This is a genomic window from Pantoea sp. ACRSB (genome assembly GCF_022346905.1).
GTDB classification, from domain to species: domain Bacteria; phylum Pseudomonadota; class Gammaproteobacteria; order Enterobacterales; family Enterobacteriaceae; genus Pantoea; species Pantoea piersonii.
The window spans coordinates 347,424-366,478 of the sequence record NZ_JAKRNL010000001.1 but is presented as its reverse complement, the minus strand read 5'-3'; the positions used below and the strand labels follow the sequence as shown (position 1 = coordinate 366,478).

Genomic DNA, 19,055 nt, shown 5'->3' with positions numbered 1-19,055 from the left:
CCTGAAGCCGGTTTTTGCAGGCGGCGCGAAAGCTTAACAGGCGGCTGGCAGGATTTGGGAAGTAAAGCGGCCGCGACAGAGATGTCGCGGGCCGGGCGAGCAGGGATGCGTAAAGCCTCTTTTGCCATTGCCCCCTGCCAGTCGCGTGAGCAACAAATAATGCCCTCTACAGGGCATTGGTTTTTTATTTCACGCAGCGCGCGCAGGTGCTGTCCTGAATCTGCTTAAAGAAGTCGTTGCCTTTATCATCTACCAGGATAAACGCCGGGAAGTTCTCGACCTCTATTTTCCAGATCGCCTCCATGCCCAGTTCGGCATACTCCACGCACTCCAGCTTCTTGATGCTCTGCTGCGCCAGTACGGCAGCCGGGCCACCGATACTGCCGAGATAGAAACCGCCGTGTTTATGGCAGGCATCGGTCACCTGCTGGCTGCGGTTGCCTTTCGCCAGCATAATCATGCTGCCGCCGTGTGACTGTAGCAGATCGACATAGGAATCCATGCGGCCAGCCGTGGTCGGGCCAAGCGAGCCAGAGGCGTAGCCCGCTGGCGTCTTCGCCGGACCGGCGTAGTAGATCGGGTGATCTTTCACGTACTGCGGCAGCCCTTCGCCGCTGTCGATGCGCTCTTTCAGCTTCGCGTGCGCGATATCGCGCGCCACGATAATGGTGCCGCTCAGCGACAGACGCGTAGAAACCGGATAGGCCGACAGCTGCGCCAGGATCTCTTTCATCGGACGGTTAAGATCGACGCTGACCACGCCGCCTTCGCCCTGCTGGCGCAGCGCTTCAGGAATATACTGCGCCGGGTTATCTTCCAGCTTCTCAATCCAGATGCCGTCGCGGTTAATCTTCGCTTTGATATTGCGGTCCGCCGAGCAGGAGACGCCCATCCCCACCGGACAAGAGGCGCCGTGGCGTGGAAGGCGGATCACCCGAATATCGTGCGCGAAATATTTGCCGCCAAACTGCGCGCCCAGGCCAAGCTGCTGCGCCGCTTCCAGCAATTCCTGCTCCAGCGCCAGATCGCGAAACGCCTGGCCATGCTCGTTGCCGCTGGTCGGCAGGCTATCGTAATAGTGCGTCGAGGCGAGCTTCACGGTTTTCAGCGTGCTCTCCGCCGAGGTGCCGCCAATCACAAACGCGATATGGTAGGGCGGGCAGGCAGCGGTGCCGAGCGACATCATCTTGTCTACCAGATAGTTCTTCAGCTTGCCGGGACTGAGCAGCGCCTTAGTCTCCTGATAGAGATAGGTTTTATTGGCGGAGCCGCCGCCCTTGGCGATGCAGAGGAATTTATACTCATCGCCGTCGGTGCTGTAGAGGTCGATCTGCGCTGGCAGGTTGGTGCCGGTATTCACCTCGTTGTACATATCGAGCGCGGCGTTCTGCGAGTAGCGCAGGTTATCTTCGATAAAGGTGTTATAGACGCCCTGCGACAGCGCGGCTTCATCGCCGCCGCCGGTCCAGACGCGCTGGCCTTTTTTACCCATAATGATCGCGGTGCCGGTATCCTGGCAGGTCGGCAGCACGCCTTTAGCGGCGATTTCCGAGTTGCGCAGAAACTGCAGGGCAACATATTTATCGTTCTCGCTCGCTTCACTGTCCGCCAGAATAGAGGCGACCTGCTGCTGGTGCGCCGGACGCAGCATAAAGGAGGCATCATGAAACGCCTGCTGTGCCAGCAGGGTCAGCGCTTTCGGATCGACCTTCAACACCTCTTCGCCTTCGAAGCTGGCGACGGAAACGTGCTCGCGGGTCAGCAGATAGTACTGGGTGTCATCATGGGACAGCGGAAAGGGTTCTTGATAGTAGAAAGGTTTATTCGACATCTCGGCTCACTTAACACGGACTTGTCGGCTCGCGCAGCGCGAGGCGAACAGCCGCAACTATTGTTGGTTGTTATTTCGTCAGCCGCGCGGGACGCGGCTGACGTAAGCAGAAGGAAAAAGATTTTACACTTTATTAACCTGTCTCGTCGCCTGCTTTAGAACATCATGACCATCCACGGATAGGCGATCAGCATCAGCAGCACCAGGAACAGCAGGCCGAAAATGGTGCCCAGACGCCAGTAGTCTTTCGTGGGCAGATAGCCGCTGCCGTAGTAAATCGGGCTGGGGCCGGTGCCGTAAGGGGTGATAATTCCCATTACGCCGAGCGAGGTACAGAGCATCAGGCAGAACACCGGCATGTTGATGCCCGGAATCGCCGCGGCGATAGTCAGCATCGCAGGCAGCAGCGCGGTGGTATGCGCGGTGGTGCTGGCGAACAGGTAGTGCAGCAGATAAAAGGCGATCAGCAGCACCACGGCGGAGACCTGCGGATCGTAACCCTGCAGCAGCATGCCGCCCTCTTTGCCCAGCCAGGCGATAAAGCCGACACGCGCCAGACCATCCGCCAGCGCCACCAGAGTGGCGAACCAGGCGAAGGTGTTCCACGCCGCTTTGTTGCTGGTGATATCGCTCCAGTTCAGCACGCCGGTCCAGAGCATCAGCACGATAACCAGCAGGGCAGCCATTGCCGGCTCAATCCAGGCGGTGGCGAAAATCCACATCAGCAGCGCGCACACCACAAAGATCAGCAGCAGAATCTCATTGCGCGACAGCTTGCCCAGCTTTTGCAGCTCGGCGGTGGCCCAGCGCGGCACTTCATCGTTAACTTTCACTTCCGGCGGGTAGAGCCAGTAGGCGAGCAGCGGCATCGTCAGGATCAGCAGTACGCCGAGCGGCAGGAAAGCGATAAACCACATGCCCCAGGAGATATCGAAGCCAATGACGCTTTTCACCAGCGCCAGCGCCAGCAGGTTCGGCGCCAGCGCCGACAGGAACATCGAGCTGGTGATACAGGCGGCGGTGATGGCGACCCACATCAGATAGGAGCCGATGCGGCGCGCGCTCGGGTCGTTGGGTTTAGAACCGTAGAGCGGCGGCAGGTTGGCGATAATCGGGTAGATGGTACCGCCGCTGCGCGCGGTGTTTGAGGGCGTAAAGGGCGCCAGCAGCAGATCGGCGAAGGTAATGGCGTAACCGAGCGTCAGGCTGCGGCGGCCGAGATACTTCACCAGGATCAGCGCCAGCCGGCGTCCGAACTGGGTTTTATCGTAGCCGGCGGCGAACATAAAGGCGCCAAAAATCAGCCAGACGGTGGAGTTGCCGAAACCGCTGACGCCCCATTTAAAGGACTCTGTGGCAACCTTAAAGCCGGGCTTCGCCAGCTCGGCAGGACTAAACAGCACATACTGGCTGAAGAGGGCGATAATCACCACGCCGGTCAGACCGATTACCGCGCCTGGCAGCGGCTCGAAGATCAGGCCGACAATCACGCCGACAAAGATGGCGAAAAAGTGCCAGGCGTAAGGCTCAAGGCCCGCTGGCGTCGGCACCAGCAGCAGCAGTACGGCGACCACGATGGGAAGAGCCAGCATAAGCCAGCGTTTATGTTGTCCCGGCGGCGGGACGGGCGCAGGTTGCGCGGCTTCGTTCAGCGGTTTTTTCATGTTCATAGTAAGGGTCTGCAAGTTATAAAAAAGAGAATCTCGGCTTTGCTGATGCGCTTTTGATAATTAACGCGCGCAGAACGCTTGCAGCAAAACCTTATTGAATAACGTCTTCAGATGACAACTTTATTAAATAAACCTTTGCGCTATGACTATATGATGCGCCTGCCGAAATAGTAAATTTTGATCTGGATCAAAGAGTGAGTTTGGCTTTTTATGGGCTCGCTTTCTTTAAAACGCATATTGCCCTTTTAAGAAAAATTATTATCAAAAAGAAGCGATAACAGCGCCTTTTTCTGTAAATTATGCCTTCAATATGTTATTGAAAAAACTGTATTGTTTTTTAGTCTTAACAATAATTTGATTTTTCCAGCGCTTTCGCTAACATTACTATAACTAAAATATTAAGGTTTGCAAAATAAATAACTCCGCTGCTTTAAAAGTTTTATAACTATATTCATTTCTTTTGTATCTAAAGTAACTGGTATATTAGGGGCATGAAGTCGGACCTTTTAATAATTGCCAGCAAGCCTCGTCCGCAAGAATTTTCAGCTTTTAATTTCCGGAGTTAATCTAAATGAATACTCGCACCCCGCTTTTAAATCCGCTGACTTTGCCCAACGGCGCGGTATTAAAAAATCGTCTGGTCATGGCGCCGATGACCACCTGTACAGGTTTTTACGACGGCACCGTAACCAGCGAGCTGGTGGAGTACTATCGCGCGCGCGCCGGTACGCTTGGTACGGTTATCGTCGAGTGCTGCTTTATCGACGCGAAAGGCCCCGCCTTTCCTGGCGCGATCGCCATCGACAACGACAATAAAATCGCTGGCCTCGCCCGCATCGCCGACGCGATCAAATCCCAGGGCTCAACGGCCATCTTACAGATCTACCACGGCGGCCGTATGGTCGAACCTGAGCTGATCGGCGGCAAAACGCCGGTCGGCCCCAGCGCTATCGCCGCGCCGCGCGAAGGCGCAACCACGCCGCAGGCGCTGAACGCTGATGAAGTCGAGGTAATGATCACGAAATTCGGTGACGCGGTGAACCGCGCCATCAAAGCAGGCTTCGATGGCGTCGAACTCCACGGTGCCAACACCTACCTGATTCAGCAGTTCTATTCCCCGAACTCCAACCAGCGCGACGACAAGTGGGGCGGCAGCCGCGAAAATCGCGCCCGTTTCCCGCTGGCGGTGCTGGATATCGCCCATAAGATGGCGGAGCGCATCGCACACAACACCTTTATTATCGGCTATCGCTTCTCGCCGGAAGAGATCGAAGTGCCCGGCATCCGCTTCGCCGATACGCTCTATCTGCTGGAGAAACTGGCGGAGCGCGGGCTTGACTATGTGCACTTCTCGGTTGGTCAGCTGCTGCGTCCCTCCATCGTCGACACCCAGGATCCCACGCCGCTGATCGATAAATTTATTGCGCAGCGCTCTGAGCGGCTGGCGAAGGTGCCGGTGATTGGCGTGGGCGGCGTGGTGAATAAAGCGGATGCGGAGAAGGCGCTGGAGCATGGCTACGACCTGGTGGCGATCGGTAAAGCCTGTATTGCCTACCCGGACTGGGCGGATCGCATCCTGAATAATGAGCACCTTGACCTCTATATCGACAGCACCCAGCGCGAAGCCCTGATGATCCCGGAACCGCTGTGGCGCTTCTCGCTGGTGGACGCGTTGATCCGCGAAGTCAGCGCGCCGGGCCGCAAATATAAGGCGGGCGTTTATCAGGAAAAAGTGGAGGCGGAAGCGCTGAAGCTGAAAATCAACGTCACGCTGGATACCGACCGTATCACCGACATCTCAATGGTGCCGGACGATACGCTGGACGTCGATTTCACCGAAACCTTTGAAAGCCTGCGTAACCGGATTCTGGTTGCCAACAGCCCGCACGTCGATGCCATTACCGGCGCGACTACCCAGAGCGAGGCGCTGAAAAAAGCGGTATCGCGCGCGCTCTCTACCTCTAGCAAAGAGTATGTGATTGAAGAGGGCGGCAACCCCGCCGCGCCGCAAAACTACGACGTTGTGGTCATCGGTAGCGGCGGCGCAGGCCTGGCGGCGGCCATCCAGGCGCATGACGAAGGCGCACGCGTGGTGATTATCGAGAAAATGCCGACCATCGGCGGCAACACCATCAAAGCCTCGGTGGGCATGAACGCGGCGGAAACCCGTTTCCAGGCGATGAAAGGCATCAAGGACAGCAAAGAGCTTTTTTATCAGGAGACGCTGAAAGGCGGCCAGAACAAAAACAATCCGGTGCTGCTGCGCGAGTTCGTCGAGCTGGCGCCGGAGGCGATCGACTGGCTGGCCGACCACGGCATCGAGCTGAACGATATCACCATCACCGGCGGGATGAGCATCGACCGTACGCACCGTCCTGCGGATCGCTCGGCGGTTGGCGGCTACCTGATCAGCGGCCTGGTAAAAAACATCAACAAGCGCAACATTGAAGTGCTGCTCGATACCTCGGTCGCGGAAATTCTCACTGAGAACGGCGCGGTCACCGGCGTGAAGGTGGTGGATGAGTATTACGACAGCCGCATCCTCTATGCGAAAAGCGTTATCGTCGCCACCGGCGGCTTTAGCGCCAACCGCGAGATGGTCGTGAAATACCGCCCAGAGCTGGATGGTTTCGTCACGACTAACCATAAAGGCGCGACCGGCAGCGGTATCGCTATGCTGCAGAAGCTGGGCGCGGATACCGTGGATATGGGCGAAATCCAGATCCATCCTACCGTCGAGCAGACTACCTCTTATCTTATCTCCGAGTCGATTCGCGGCGGCGGCGCGATCCTGGTGTCGCAGGAGGGCAAACGCTTCTTTAACGAGATGGAGACGCGCGACAAAGTTTCCGCGCAGATTATTGCGCTGCCTGAGAAGAGCGCCTGGGTGGTTTTCGACGAGCAGGTGCGGGCGAACAACAAAGCGGCGGATGAGTATATCGCCAAGGGCTTTGTTATCAGCGCGCCCACCGTGGGCGAGCTGGCGGTGAAACTCAATATGGAGCACACCACGCTGGAAGAGACGCTGGCGCGCTACAACCAGTTTGTCGTGGACCAGAAAGATGAGGATTTCGGCCGCACCACGGCGCTGCGTCATCCTCTCAATCAGGGGCCTTTCTACGCTATTCGCGTGGCGCCAGGGGTGCATCACACCATGGGCGGCGTGACCATTAATACCGATACCGCGGTGCTCGACAGCAATAAACAGCCGATCCGCGGCGCCTGGGCGGCGGGCGAAGTGGTCGGCGGCATCCACGGTGCCAACCGCATCGGCGGCAATGCCGTGGCGGATATCATTATCTTTGGTATCCTTGCCGGACGTAACGCGGCGGCCCTGGCGCGCAGCTAGTCTGCTGCTGGTAGCCGTACCCGGCGTGGCGCAGCGGGCGTGGAAGGATTGCTCGCTGCGGCCTCGCCAGCCGCAGGTTCACTTTGACAACCGAGGCGAGTATGTCAGCCGACGAAGGCGTTTACGCCTATTCCGCAGTGCTAATGGGCTCGCCCATTCTGCTTAAACTCTTTGACGATAATGCCAGCCTCGCCGCCCAGGTTTTCCGCCTGATCCGCCATTATGAAAATATTCTCACGGTCAACCGCGCCCAGTCAGAGGTGATGGCGGTCAACCATGCGGCAGGCAAAGAGGCGATAAGCGTCAGCCGCGAGGTGTTTGAGCTGATCCAGTGCGCGCATCAGGTCAGCCTGCTGCCGGAAAGCCTGTTTAATTTCACTATCGGCCCGCTGGTCAAGCGCTGGAAGATCGGCTTTCAGGGCAACAGCGTGCCGCCACGCGCTGAGCTGGAACAGCGGATGGCGTTAACCGATCCGCGCCAGGTCGAGCTGGATCCCAGCCGGCTCAGCGTGTTCCTGCGTCAGCCAGGCATGGAGATCGATCTGGGCGCTATCGCCAAAGGCTATATCGCCGATCGGGTGCGCAGCTTTCTGCGCCAGCAGGGGGTGGAAAGGGCCCTTATCAATCTGGGTGGCAACGTGCAGACGCTCGGCGCGCCGCCGCAGACCCGCGGCTGGTCTGTGGGGCTGAAAACGCCATTTGGCAACGCCGGGGAGCTGACTGGCGTTATTGAAGTGGCGGGTAAGTCAGTGGTGACTTCCGGGATCTACGAGCGCTACTTCGAGCAAGACGGGCGCTGCTATCACCATATTCTTGATGCGCGCAGCGGCTATCCGCTCGACAACGAGCTGCTGAGCGTTACGGTGATCTCCGACCGCTCGCTTGACGGCGATATCTATACCACGCTGCTCTATGGGCTGGGCGTGGAGAAGAGCCTGCTGGCGCTGCGCGATACGCCCCATATCGAGGCGATATTCCTTACCCGCGACCATGAGGTGATCTGCTCCTCGTCGCGCCAGTTCAGGTTTCGCCTGCACGACCACAGCTACCGGCTGGTTACTGACAGTACTGCCTGAGCAGCGAGTGATATTCCGGCTGCAGGCGGTAGCGATAGACCGGACGGCCGGTCGCGCCGTAGTGGATGCTGGTAAAGAGAATATTGATCTGCGCCAGCCAGATAAGGTATTTGCGGCAGGAGACGCGTGAGATATTGACCTCCGCCGCCAGTTCGTCGGTCGAGAATTCGCTGCCGGGATGGGCGTCGATCCACTGACACAGGGTGCGCAGCGTCTGCGGCGTCAGCCCTTTCGGCAGCCGTTTGCTGTCGTTGCTGGTGGGGGGATTGCCGTGGATCAGCTGATCGACTTCCGCCTGCTGGTAGTAAAGGTGGTTATCCATCAGCGATTTCTTTTGCCGCCAGTTGGTCAGGGCTTCTTCAAAACGCGGGAACTGGAACGGCTTAATCAGGTAATCCACCACGCCGTAGTGCAGCGAGGTTTTGATGGTGGCGGCGTCAGCGGCGGATGAAATAATGATCACCTCGACAGGCTGTTTCGCCTCACGCAGCTCCGGCAGCAGATCCAGGCCGTTCTCATGCTGCAGATAGATATCGAGCAGCACCAGATCCACGGCGGGCTCGCTGTGAAGGATCATCTCTTTCGCCTGCTGCAGCGTCGACGCCGTTCCGACGCAGTGAAAGCCCGGCACCTGCCCGACGTAAACGCGATTCAGCTCAGCGACCATAGCATCATCATCGACCACTAACACATTGATCATGCGGTTTTGTTGCCTCCATCCCAGGGAAGTTGTACAAAAAATTGGGTGAACACGCCGGGTTCCGACTCAACGCTGACGCTGCCGCCAAGGCTTTCCGTCTGCTGCTTCAGCAGATAAAGCCCGACGCCGCGATCTTCGCCTTTCGTCGAGAAGCCTTTGTCAAAGATAGCATCCAGCTGATCGGTCGCGATGCCCGGCCCGTCATCGCTGACTTCACAGGCCAGCCAGCCGTTCTGATAGTGCAGCATCACGTGAATATCACCGTTGTTTTCCTCGCCGAGCGCGTCGAGCGCGTTCTCGATAAGGTTGCCAAGTACGGTAATCAACACGGCGATCTGCTGCTCGTTGCCGATATCCGGCAAAAAGCTGGCGTCGCTCAGCGTCAGACGATGGCCGCTGTCCGACGCGCGGTTGATTTTACTCAGCAGGAAACCGGCGATCACCGGCGACTTAATTTTGTCGAGCAGCGAACCGATCTCGGTCTGGTAGTTGTTCGCCGTCTTTAAAATATAGGCTTCGACCTGCGCATAGTTTTTCATGTGCAGCAGGCCAAGAATGACGTGCAGCTTATTCATAAATTCATGCGAGCGCTCACGCAGCGCGTCAACGTAGTTTACCATGCCGCTCAGGCGCTGCAGAAGCTGTGTGATTTCGGTTTTATCCCTGAAGGTACAGACCGCGCCGATCAGCCGCTGCTGGCTGTAGACCGGTACGGTATTGCTCAACAGCACATGGCCGTTGAGATTCAGCTCCTCGTCGCGTCGTGCGCGGCCGGTGCGCAGCGTCTCCTGCAGCTGAGCATGGATAACACTGGCGTCATCCATGCTGCCGGCGCTGTTATCCGTCAGCAGCTTCTGCGCCGCCTCGTTGATTAGCGATACCTCCGCATGCGCGTCTACCGCGATAACCCCCTCTTTGACCGAGTGCAGAATCGCCTGACGCTGTTCAAACAGCGACGAGATCTCCCAGGGTTCCAGACCAAAGAGTATGCGCTTCAGGGTTTTTACCAGCGCCAGTGTGCCCAGCGTGCCCGCCAGCGCGCCAATCAGAATGGTCCAGATAATGCTCCAGCGGCTCTGGTTGATCTGAACGCTGACCGCCTCCAGAGAGATGCCTATCGAGACCACGCCAATCTGCCGCTGCTGCGCGTCATAGACCGGCGTAAAGACGCGCAGCGCCTCCGCCAGTGAGCCGCGGTTAACTGAGACGTTCTCTTTGCCCTGCAGCGCAGGGTTAATATCGTCGCCGATAAAATGCTGGCCGATCAGCGCCGGATTAAGATGGGAGTAGCGAATGCCCTGCATATTGGTCACCACCACGAACAGCAGATTATTGTGCTGCTGCGCCGCGCGGGCGATGGGCTGGATAATGTCGGCGTTCGGCGACCCAAGAAGCGCCTGCTGAATCGCCGGTACGTCCGCCAGCGTACGCGCAACGGCCAATGCCTTGTCTTCCAGCTGCTTTTGCGTGGCGTTGCCGATTTGAAAGAAGTAGAGCAGATGCACGCTCAGCAGTACGAAGGTCACCACCGCACCGATCATCAGCGTGACGAGCGTGCTCAGCTTCATATGTTTTTTGCGGGTCAGGTTGCCCTGCGGTGTGTCGCGCATCGTCGGTCCTTTGTCGGAAAGCGGTGGGGTATTATCCCTTTCTCTGCGGCTTTGCAAAGGCTTTTATTCTGCGCGTAAAGCGGCCGGGCAGGGAGCGCAGGCTGGTTTGCCACAGGTTTTTAACCTGGCGCAGCCTGCTATCTTAGTTACAGCATACTAAAGAGGCTTTATTACCCCGACATAGCACCGGAGCAAGTATCGTCTGGCAGGGAGGAACTGCGGATGGTCGCTCAGGGCTGTCCTTGCATATTCCAGCGCGCCGATCCCATCACGTCGTAAACATGCTGGTCGGCAAAGGCAGGGAACCTGGCTCGCGTAGCCGCTTCGGCCAGAGCGAAACAGTAATCTTTATTTCAGATAAAAAAATCCACGCGCGCTGGCGTGGATTTTAAGGCGTTATCGCGCCGCAGGAGAGGCGATAACCGCAGTAAATTAAAAAGGCTTAGACGTTGAACAGGAAGTTCATCACATCACCATCTTTCACGATGTACTCTTTCCCTTCTGAACGCATCTTGCCCGCTTCTTTCGCGCCCTGTTCGCCTTTATAAGCGATAAAGTCTTCAAACGCGATGGTCTGCGCGCGGATAAAGCCCTTTTCGAAATCGGTATGGATCTTGCCCGCCGCCTGCGGCGCGGTAGCACCGACCGGAATCGTCCAGGCGCGTACTTCTTTCACACCGGCCGTAAAGTAGGTCTGCAGGTTCAGCAGCGCATAACCGGCGCGGATAACGCGGTTCAGGCCCGGCTCTTCCAGGCCCAGCTCGGCCATAAACTCGTCGCGCTCTTCATCGTCCAGCTCGGCGATATCTGATTCCACCGCCGCGCAAACCGGTACCACTACTGAGCCTTCCGCTTCGGCGATCGCGCGTACCTGATCCAGGTAAGGGTTGTTCTCAAAACCATCTTCGTTGACGTTAGCGATATACATGGTCGGCTTCAGCGTCAGGAAGCTGAGATAACGGATTGCCGCTTTCTCGTCGGCATCAAGCTTCAGCGCGCGCAGCATCCCGGCGTTTTCCAGGTGCGGCAGACACTTCTCCAGCGCAGCCAGCTCGACTTTCGCATCTTTATCGCCGCCTTTGGCTTTCTTCTGCACGCGCTGAATGGCGCGCTCGCAGGTCTCAAGGTCAGAGAGCGCCAGTTCGGTATTGATGACGTCGATATCTTCCGCCGGGTTCACTTTGCCCGCGACGTGAATGATGTTTTCATTTTCGAAGCAGCGCACCACGTGGCCGATCGCTTCGGTTTCGCGGATATTGGTCAGGAACTGGTTGCCCAGGCCTTCGCCTTTCGACGCGCCTTTTACCAGGCCCGCGATATCAACGAACTCCATGGTGGTCGGCACCAGGCGCTGCGGTTTGACGATCTCCGCCAGCTGATCAAGGCGCGGATCCGGCATCGGTACTACGCCGGTGTTGGGCTCAATGGTGCAGAAGGGGAAGTTAGCCGCTTCGATGCCCGCTTTAGTCAGCGCGTTGAACAGGGTGGATTTACCGACGTTCGGCAGGCCCACGATACCGCATTTGAATCCCATGGTTGATTACCCTTCTAACTTGAGGTGCAACGCCTGCTTGCAGGCATTGCCGGAAACGAAAAAAAGTTGGCGCATTATACACAGAAATCGCGCGGGCAGGGCGTTTAGCTCGCCTTGAACGCGTGCAGCCGGTTCATCGCCTTCAGACGATCCTCTTTCAGCCACACTTCAGTGCAGCGCGCCGCTTCATCAATAGCATCGTCGATCAGCTTCTGCTCGCTGGCGGGTGGCCTGCCCAGCACAAAGCCGGTCACCTTATTGCGATCGCCTGGATGGCCGATGCCGATACGCAGGCGATGAAAATTATTGTTGTTGCCGAGTTTGCTGATGATGTCTTTCAGGCCATTATGGCCGCCATGCCCGCCGCCCTGCTTGAATTTCGCCACGCCAGGCGGCAGATCCAGCTCATCGTGCGCCACCAGAATCTCTTCCGGCGTGATGCGGAAAAAGGTCGCCATTGCCGCCACGGCTTTGCCGCTGAGGTTCATAAAGGTTGTCGGCACCAGCAGACGCACATCTTCACCCGCCAGGCTAATGCGTGCGGTATAGCCGAAAAATTTCGCCTCTTCCTTTAACGACTGATTATGGCGCTCCGCCAGTAAATCGAGATACCAGGCGCCCGCGTTATGCCGCGTCGCGGCGTACTCTGCGCCGGGATTGGCCAGGCCCACAATCAGTTTAATGCTGCTCACGATGATTATCCTGCTCAGGTATGGAAAAGGCGTTAGTGTACTTCGCGGCAGGAAAGAGAACAAACTTCGTCGGGATAGTTGGTTACGCAGCGTGATTAACTAATTTATTTTGAAATCAAGCTGCTGCGCGTAAAGCTTCGTCAATGTTTGTGAGCGTTGTGTGATCCTGGACGCAAATTCAGGGCCAGTCATTGCCTAAACTTATGGCAGGTTAACATTACGTGCGGTTTTAATTGCTTGTTCATATGGACAGAGGTGAGTTATGAAACATCAACATTGTCGAAAAGCAGGAAACGCCATGATGATTGTGGGGCTGATCGTGATGGTTTCCAGCATCTTTTTCTCAGTGCTTAACCAGCTGCCGAGCATCCAGATGCCCGCTCTGCTGGCGCAGGCCGCTATTCTGGGCATCTTTATTGGCGCGCTGTTATGGCTGGCAGGTGCGCGCGTCAGCGGGCGAGAAAAGATCGAAGACCGCTATTTCTGGCACCGCCACTATGACGAGCGCTGTCGCCGCACGCCGCATCATTAACGGTTGGCACCGCACATAAAAAAACCGGGCGCGTGGCCCGGTTTTTTATTTAGCAAAGAATTAATGCTCGAACATCGCCGAGATAGACTCTTCGTTGCTGATACGACGGATCGCTTCAGCCAGCATGCCGGAAAGGGTCAGGGTACGCACGTTCGGCAGCGACTTCATCTCTTCAGAAAGAGGGATGGTGTCGCAGACGATAACCTGGTCGATGACCGATTTACGCAGATTCTCAACCGCGTTGCCGGAGAAGATGGGGTGCGTTGCGTAAGCGAAAACGCGTTTCGCGCCGCGCTCTTTCAGCGCTTCCGCCGCTTTGCACAGCGTGCCGCCGGTGTCGATCATATCGTCGACCAGCACGCAGTCGCGGCCTGCCACGTCGCCGATGATGTGCATTACCTGAGAAACGTTAGCGCGCGGACGACGTTTATCGATGATAGCCATATCGGTATCGTTGAGGAGTTTAGCGATCGCACGAGCACGTACGACGCCACCGATGTCCGGAGAAACCACAATCGGGTTTTCCAGACCAATTTGCAGCATGTCTTCCAGCAGAATAGGGCTGCCGAAAACGTTATCAACCGGGACGTCAAAGAAGCCCTGGATTTGCTCGGCGTGAAGATCGACCGTCAGAACGCGATCGACGCCAACGCTGGAAAGGAAATCCGCGACCACTTTAGCGGTGATTGGCACGCGCGCGGAACGCACGCGGCGGTCCTGACGGGCATAGCCGAAGTAAGGAATAACCGCGGTAATACGACCAGCAGAAGCTCGACGCAGCGCGTCGACCATCACAACCAGTTCCATCAGATTATCATTGGTGGGAGCACAGGTGGACTGGATGATGAAAATATCACCACCGCGTACATTTTCATTAATTTGTACACTCACTTCGCCATCGCTGAAACGGCCCACTGCGGCGTCTCCGAGGCTAGTGTAAAGGCGGTTGGCAATACGTTGTGCTAGTTCCGGGGTGGCGTTACCAGCAAATAGCTTCATATCAGGCACGAGAAGAACCTCAGGCTTTGCGTCCAGAGAATGAACGGCGTTACGGTAACCGGCGCATACCGCAGCGCATGTTCATACGGGTGTGTTAATGCACAGAGTGCAGCGTCTGGAACAGGGTGACACTGTCACACATGCGCTTACAGCCCGGAAAGGGTGCGATGCAGAGGCGAGACGTTAACGCCTCGCGCAACAAATCCGCATACCCATTTCGGGGCGAGTTCCAGCACCTGACGAGCGGCGGACTCCGTGTCAAATTCGGCAAACACGCAGGCGCCAGTGCCAGTCAGGCGCGACGGCGCGTATTCTAGCAGCCAGGAAACAAGCTCATCAACCTCGCGAAAACGTTTTCTTACTACTGCCTCACAATCATTGTGGAAGGGTGTAGATAAAAGCGCCGCCAGCGAACGCACTGGCGAGTCTCGCGTAAGCTGCGGATCGTTAAACACTAATGGGGTTGGAATGCTCACGCCCGGATGCGCCACCAGATACCATTTCTCCGCCGGATCGGCAGGCTGAAGCTGTTCGCCGACGCCCTGCGCAAAGGCGGCGAAACCTCTGACAAACACCGGCACGTCCGCGCCAAGCTGAACGCCAAGCTCCGCCAGCGCCTCAAAAGAGAGGCCGGTATCCCACAGATAATTAAGCGCCACCAGCACCGTCGCGGCATTTGACGAGCCGCCGCCCAGTCCGCCGCCCATCGGCAGGCGTTTTTCAATGGCTATCTGCGCGCCGGCGTCGGCAGGCAGTCTGTTCCCGGCCTGCGCCGCCTGGCGCAGCGCCGCTGCGGCACGAATGATGAGGTTGTCATCATGGGCAACGCCGTCAACCGGCGTGGTCAGCGTCACGCGGCCGCTGCTGTCGGGCGTGATATGCAGCGTATCGCCGTAGTCGAGAAACTGAAACAGGGTTTGCAGATTGTGGTAGCCGTCCGCGCGACGGCCTGTGATATAGAGAAACAGGTTAAGCTTTGCCGGAGCGGGCCAGGAGGTGATCATTGCAAGGTCCAGCTATCCATACGCAGCTTGATGCGCTGGTCGCCTTCGCGCAGCTCCAGGTTCGCCGGCAGCGCCGGGGTCGTTTTGCTGTCGTAATCCTGAATAGTGACCTGCCACTTCTGGCCGTTGCTGCTGTAGTTCAGGCTCTTCAGCTGGTAGCTGCTGTTTAGCTGATAGTCGCTGGCGTCGCCGGGCAGGCCCATCATCCACTGGCGCAGGTTGGCGAGCGGAATATCCATGCCGGTGAGCTGGGCGATCATCTTCTCCGCGTCGTTGCTGACATAGCGCTTGCCTTTGTTGTCCACCAGCTGCACGGTGTCGCCCTGGGCGTCAAGCTGCAGCTCGGTGCTGCCGAGCGGATTGGTCAGCAGCAGGCGATAGCGGTCCGGAGCGGTCTGCTGCCAGTTAAAGCGCGCGTAGACTTTCTGCTTGTCAGAAAGATAGGCGAAGGCGCCGCGCGTCTGATAGTGCGTGACTTTCGCCACGTCCTGCTGATGTTGCTGCCACTGCGGCGCGGTGGTGCTCGGACCTGGCCCCTGCGGTTGATGAACGGCACAGGCGGTGAGCAGGGCGCTCGCCAGCGGCAAAAGGCGCAACATAGTGCGTGGTGAAAAGGTCATCACGTGGTCATCTCCTCGGACACGTTTTTAATTCGTAACAGATAACGCTAGCGATCCGCTTATAAACCGTCAATGCCGATTAGAGGAAAATTGCGCACGATCAGTTTAATCTTATTACAGTCATAGCCTTTGTATGGCTTTTCATGATCTGCCGCATCTTGTAGAATGCGCCTCACAAAACCCTGACATTATTGGGACAACCCAACTTTTATCGCCATGACGCTGCTCGCTCTCGGAATCAATCATAAAACTGCACCTGTCGCGCTGCGCGAACGCGTCGCGTTCGGGCCGGACGTGCTGGAACAGGCGCTCGACAGCCTGCTTTCCCAGCCAATGGTGCAGAGCGGCGTCGTTCTCTCTACCTGTAACCGCACTGAACTCTACCTTAGCGTAGAACAGCAGGCGGATCTGCAGGAGCGCCTGGTGCGCTGGCTGTGTGATTATCACCATCTCAATGAAGAGGACGTGCGTCAAAGTCTTTACTGGCATCAGGACAATGCGGCGGTAAGCCATCTAATGCGCGTAGCGAGCGGCCTTGACTCGCTGGTGCTGGGCGAACCGCAAATCCTCGGCCAGGTGAAAAAAGCCTTCGCCGATTCGCAGCGCGGCCATGCGCTGAGCAGCGAACTGGAACGCATGTTTCAGAAAACCTTCTCGGTCGCCAAACGGGTGCGCACCGAGACGGAAATCGGCGCCAGCGCGGTGTCGGTTGCGTTCGCCGCCTGTACCCTGGCGCGCCAGATCTTTGAATCTCTATCGACGGTGAATGTGCTACTGGTTGGCGCAGGTGAAACCATCGAGCTGGTGGCGCGCCATCTGCGCGAGCATAAAGTGCAGAAGCTGATTATCGCCAACCGCACGCGCGAGCGCGCCGAGCGCCTGGCGGAAGAGGTAGGCGCAGAAGTCATCGACCTGGCTGAGATCGATGCGCGCCTGGTCGATGCCGATATCGTTATCTCCTCCACCGCCAGCCCGCTGCCGATTATCGGCAAAGGGATGATGGAGCGTGCGCTGAAAGCGCGCCGCAACAAACCGATGCTGCTGGTGGATATCGCTGTGCCGCGCGACGTCGAGCCGGAAGTAGGCAAGCTGCCTAACGCCTATCTCTACAGCGTTGACGATCTGCAGGCGATCATCGAGCAAAATATGGCGCAGCGCAAAGCCGCCGCCGTCCAGGCCGAAAGCATCGTGGTGCAGGAGAGCGGCGAATTTATGTCCTGGCTGCGCGCGCAGAGCGCGGTAGAGACAATTCGCGAATACCGCTCTCAGGCGGAAAGCGTGCGCGCCGATCTTGAATCTCGCGCGCTGGCCGCGCTGCAACAGGGCGCAGATCCGCAAAAAGTGTTGCAGGAGCTGGCGCATAAGCTGACCAACCGTTTAATTCACGCACCAACCAAATCTCTGCAGCAGGCCGCCCGCGACGGCGACACTGAACGCCTGCAATTGCTTCGCGACAGCCTCGGTCTCGAGTAGACTCCCGGGCTGTTGCCCTCTGTGACGAGAATCCCATCACGACATGAAAACCTCTATTGTTGCCAAACTGGAAGCGCTGCAGGAGCGCCACGAAGAAGTGGAAGCGATGCTGGGCGATGCCAGCGTAATCGCCGATCAAGACCGCTTCCGCGCGCTTTCGCGTGAATATGCCCAGCTAACCGACGTTACCCAATGTTTCCGCGCGTGGCAGCAGACGCAGGAAGATATCGAAACCGCCCAGATGATGCTGGATGATGCGGAAATGCGCGATATGGCGCAGGAAGAGCTGCAGCAGGCGCGCGAAGAGAGCGAGCGGCTGGAGCAGCAGCTGCAGGTCCTGCTGCTGCCGAAAGACCCTGATGACGAACGCGCCTGCTTTATCGAAGTGCGCGCCGGCACCGGCGGCGACGAGGCGGCGATCTTCGCCGGCGATCTATTCCGCATGTACAGCCGCTACGCCGAAGCCCGCCGCTGGCGCGTGGAGATCGTCAGCGCCAACGAGGGCGAACACGGCGGTTATAAAGAGGTAATCGCGCGCGTGACTGGCGAAGGTGCCTATGGCCGTCTGAAGTTCGAATCGGGCGGTCACCGCGTGCAGCGCGTGCCGGAAACCGAATCTCAGGGACGTATCCATACTTCCGCCTGCACCGTTGCGGTGATGCCGGAAGTGCCGGAAGCGGAGCTGCCGGATATCAATCCGTCCGATCTGAAAATCGATACCTTCCGCTCATCGGGCGCGGGCGGTCAGCACGTTAACACCACCGACTCCGCTATCCGTATCACCCACTTGCCGACCGGCATCGTGGTGGAGTGTCAGGATGAGCGTTCCCAGCACAAAAACAAAGCCAAAGCGCTGGCGGTGCTGGGCGCGCGCATTCACGCCGCGGAGATGGCGAAGCGCCACGAGGCGGAGGCGAGCACGCGCCGCAACCTGCTGGGCAGCGGCGACCGTTCCGATCGTATCCGCACCTACAATTTCCCGCAGGGGCGCGTCACCGATCACCGTATCAACCTGACCATTTACCGCCTCGACGAGACCATGGAAGGCAAGCTGGATAACCTGATTGAGCCGATCGTGCAGGAGCATCAGGCCGATCAGCTGGCCGCGCTGGCTGGTCAGGAGTAATGGATTTTAAAAGCTGGATGAAACAGGCTGTCGCCGCTCTGCAGGGCGGCGACAGCCCGAAGCGCGACGCGGAGATCCTGCTCGGTTTCGTCACTGGTAAGTCGCGCAGCTGGCTGGTGGCGTTTGATGAGACCGCGCTGCTGCCAGAGCAGCTGGCGCGCCTCGACGCGCTGCTGGCGCGGCGCGTGCGGGGCGAGCCGGTGGCGCATCTGGTCGGCGAGCGCGAGTTCTGGTCGCTGCCGCTGCGCGTCTCCGACGCAACCCTAATCCCGCGTCCCGATACCGAGGTGCTGGTAGAACAGGCGCTGGCGCGTCTGCCTGCCGCGCCGTCGCGCATCCTCGACCTCGGCACCGGCACTGGCGCAATCGCGCTGGCGCTGGCGAGCGAACGTCCTGACTGTCAGGTGCTGGGCGTCGATCGCATTGAGGCGGCCGTAACGCTGGCGCAAAGCAACGCCGAGCGGCTGGCGATAGCCAACGCTGAATTCATGCTGAGCCACTGGTTCGACGCGCTGTCCGCCGCGCGGTTTGACCTTATCGTCAGCAATCCTCCCTATATCGACGCGTGCGATCGTCATCTCTCGCAGGGCGACGTGCGTTTTGAACCGCGCAGCGCGCTGGTGGCCGATGAAGCCGGGCTGGCGGATCTGCGCCTGCTGATCGCGCAGGCGCCGCAGTGGCTTGCGCCTGGCGGCTGGCTGCTGCTGGAGCATGGCTGGCAGCAGGATGCGGCGGTGCGCGCGCTGATGCAGCAGCAAGGTTTTCTTCAGGTCGAGACCGTGAATGACTACGGCGGCAATCCGCGCGTCACGCTCGGTCATATTCCATCTTAAAAAGGA

At 58.2% G+C, this 19,055-nt stretch carries 15 protein-coding genes and 1 pseudogene; 6 read left to right on the top strand and 10 right to left on the bottom strand.

Annotated elements, in window-relative coordinates:
- Positions 1-184 precede the first annotated feature (184 nt).
- Together fumA and MHZ89_RS01750 are read right to left on the bottom strand one after the other, a co-directional pair.
- Positions 185-1,831, bottom strand: coding sequence for a class I fumarate hydratase FumA (fumA, locus tag MHZ89_RS01755; RefSeq protein ID WP_311781607.1), 1,647 nt, complete (start codon positions 1,829-1,831; stop codon positions 185-187).
- A gap of 155 nt (positions 1,832-1,986) precedes the next feature.
- Positions 1,987-3,495 (bottom strand): anion permease, encoded by a 1,509-nt coding sequence (locus tag MHZ89_RS01750; protein ID WP_311782240.1) that lies wholly within the window; start codon positions 3,493-3,495, stop codon positions 1,987-1,989.
- A 577-nt stretch (positions 3,496-4,072) separates the two neighbouring features.
- Between MHZ89_RS01750 and MHZ89_RS01745 the strand changes: the two genes are divergently transcribed.
- Positions 4,073-6,850 carry a flavocytochrome c gene (locus MHZ89_RS01745; RefSeq protein ID WP_311781606.1) on the top strand — a complete coding sequence of 926 codons (2,778 nt, stop codon included), beginning with the start codon at positions 4,073-4,075 and terminating at the stop codon, positions 6,848-6,850.
- Positions 6,851-6,951: 101 nt separating this feature from the next.
- Entirely contained in the window at positions 6,952-7,926 is a 975-nt protein-coding gene (locus tag MHZ89_RS01740) for an FAD:protein FMN transferase (protein WP_311781605.1), read from the top strand.
- Here MHZ89_RS01740 and dcuR read toward each other — a convergent pair.
- From dcuR to pth, 5 genes and pseudogenes are all read right to left on the bottom strand, one after another.
- Entirely contained in the window at positions 7,907-8,626 is a 720-nt protein-coding gene (gene dcuR / locus MHZ89_RS01735; RefSeq protein WP_120452253.1) for a two-component system response regulator DcuR, read from the bottom strand. The two genes, MHZ89_RS01740 and dcuR, sit on opposite strands and share 20 nt — an antisense overlap.
- Positions 8,623-10,236 (bottom strand): sensor histidine kinase, encoded by a 1,614-nt coding sequence (locus MHZ89_RS01730; protein ID WP_271152035.1) that lies wholly within the window; start codon positions 10,234-10,236, stop codon positions 8,623-8,625. The genes dcuR and MHZ89_RS01730 overlap by 4 nt, the downstream gene beginning before the upstream one ends.
- A gap of 230 nt (positions 10,237-10,466) precedes the next feature.
- Positions 10,467-10,589, bottom strand: a pseudogene (locus tag MHZ89_RS01725) (tolA family protein); the annotation flags it as partial.
- An 89-nt stretch (positions 10,590-10,678) separates the two neighbouring features.
- A complete protein-coding gene (gene ychF, locus MHZ89_RS01720) occupies positions 10,679-11,770 on the bottom strand; it encodes a redox-regulated ATPase YchF (RefSeq protein ID WP_311781604.1) in 1,092 nt (363 codons plus the stop codon).
- Between the two features lie 104 nt (positions 11,771-11,874).
- Positions 11,875-12,462, bottom strand: coding sequence for an aminoacyl-tRNA hydrolase (gene pth, locus MHZ89_RS01715; protein ID WP_120452265.1), 588 nt, complete (start codon positions 12,460-12,462; stop codon positions 11,875-11,877).
- Between the two features lie 262 nt (positions 12,463-12,724).
- Between pth and ychH the strand changes: the two genes are divergently transcribed.
- Positions 12,725-12,994: a stress-induced protein YchH gene (gene ychH, locus MHZ89_RS01710; protein WP_311781603.1), complete on the top strand. Its 270-nt coding sequence runs from the start codon at positions 12,725-12,727 to the stop codon at positions 12,992-12,994.
- A gap of 60 nt (positions 12,995-13,054) precedes the next feature.
- Here ychH and prs read toward each other — a convergent pair whose 3' ends face one another.
- From prs to lolB, 3 genes are all read right to left on the bottom strand, one after another.
- Complete coding sequence (prs, locus tag MHZ89_RS01705; RefSeq protein WP_006118899.1) at positions 13,055-14,002, bottom strand: ribose-phosphate diphosphokinase; 948 nt, start codon at positions 14,000-14,002, stop codon at positions 13,055-13,057.
- 137 nt (positions 14,003-14,139) lie between these two features.
- On the bottom strand, positions 14,140-14,997 hold the full coding sequence (gene ispE, locus MHZ89_RS01700; RefSeq protein ID WP_311781602.1) for a 4-(cytidine 5'-diphospho)-2-C-methyl-D-erythritol kinase: 858 nt from the start codon (positions 14,995-14,997) through the stop codon (positions 14,140-14,142).
- Positions 14,994-15,617 (bottom strand): lipoprotein insertase outer membrane protein LolB, encoded by a 624-nt coding sequence (lolB, locus tag MHZ89_RS01695; protein ID WP_311781601.1) that lies wholly within the window; start codon positions 15,615-15,617, stop codon positions 14,994-14,996. Before lolB ends, ispE begins: the two co-directional genes overlap by 4 nt.
- Positions 15,618-15,833: 216 nt before the next feature.
- Between lolB and hemA the strand changes: the two genes are divergently transcribed.
- Genes hemA through prmC form a run of 3 tightly spaced genes read left to right on the top strand, consistent with a single transcriptional unit; the run spans position 15,834 to position 19,049 of the window.
- The gene (gene hemA, locus MHZ89_RS01690; protein WP_311781600.1) at positions 15,834-17,090 is read left to right on the top strand and encodes a glutamyl-tRNA reductase; all 1,257 of its coding nucleotides are present in this window, start codon (positions 15,834-15,836) and stop codon (positions 17,088-17,090) included.
- A 43-nt stretch (positions 17,091-17,133) separates the two neighbouring features.
- Entirely contained in the window at positions 17,134-18,216 is a 1,083-nt protein-coding gene (prfA, locus tag MHZ89_RS01685; RefSeq protein WP_120452275.1) for a peptide chain release factor 1, read from the top strand.
- On the top strand, positions 18,216-19,049 hold the full coding sequence (prmC, locus tag MHZ89_RS01680) for a peptide chain release factor N(5)-glutamine methyltransferase (RefSeq protein ID WP_311781599.1): 834 nt from the start codon (positions 18,216-18,218) through the stop codon (positions 19,047-19,049). Before prfA ends, prmC begins: the two co-directional genes overlap by 1 nt.
- The last annotated feature ends 6 nt before the right edge of the window (positions 19,050-19,055 follow it).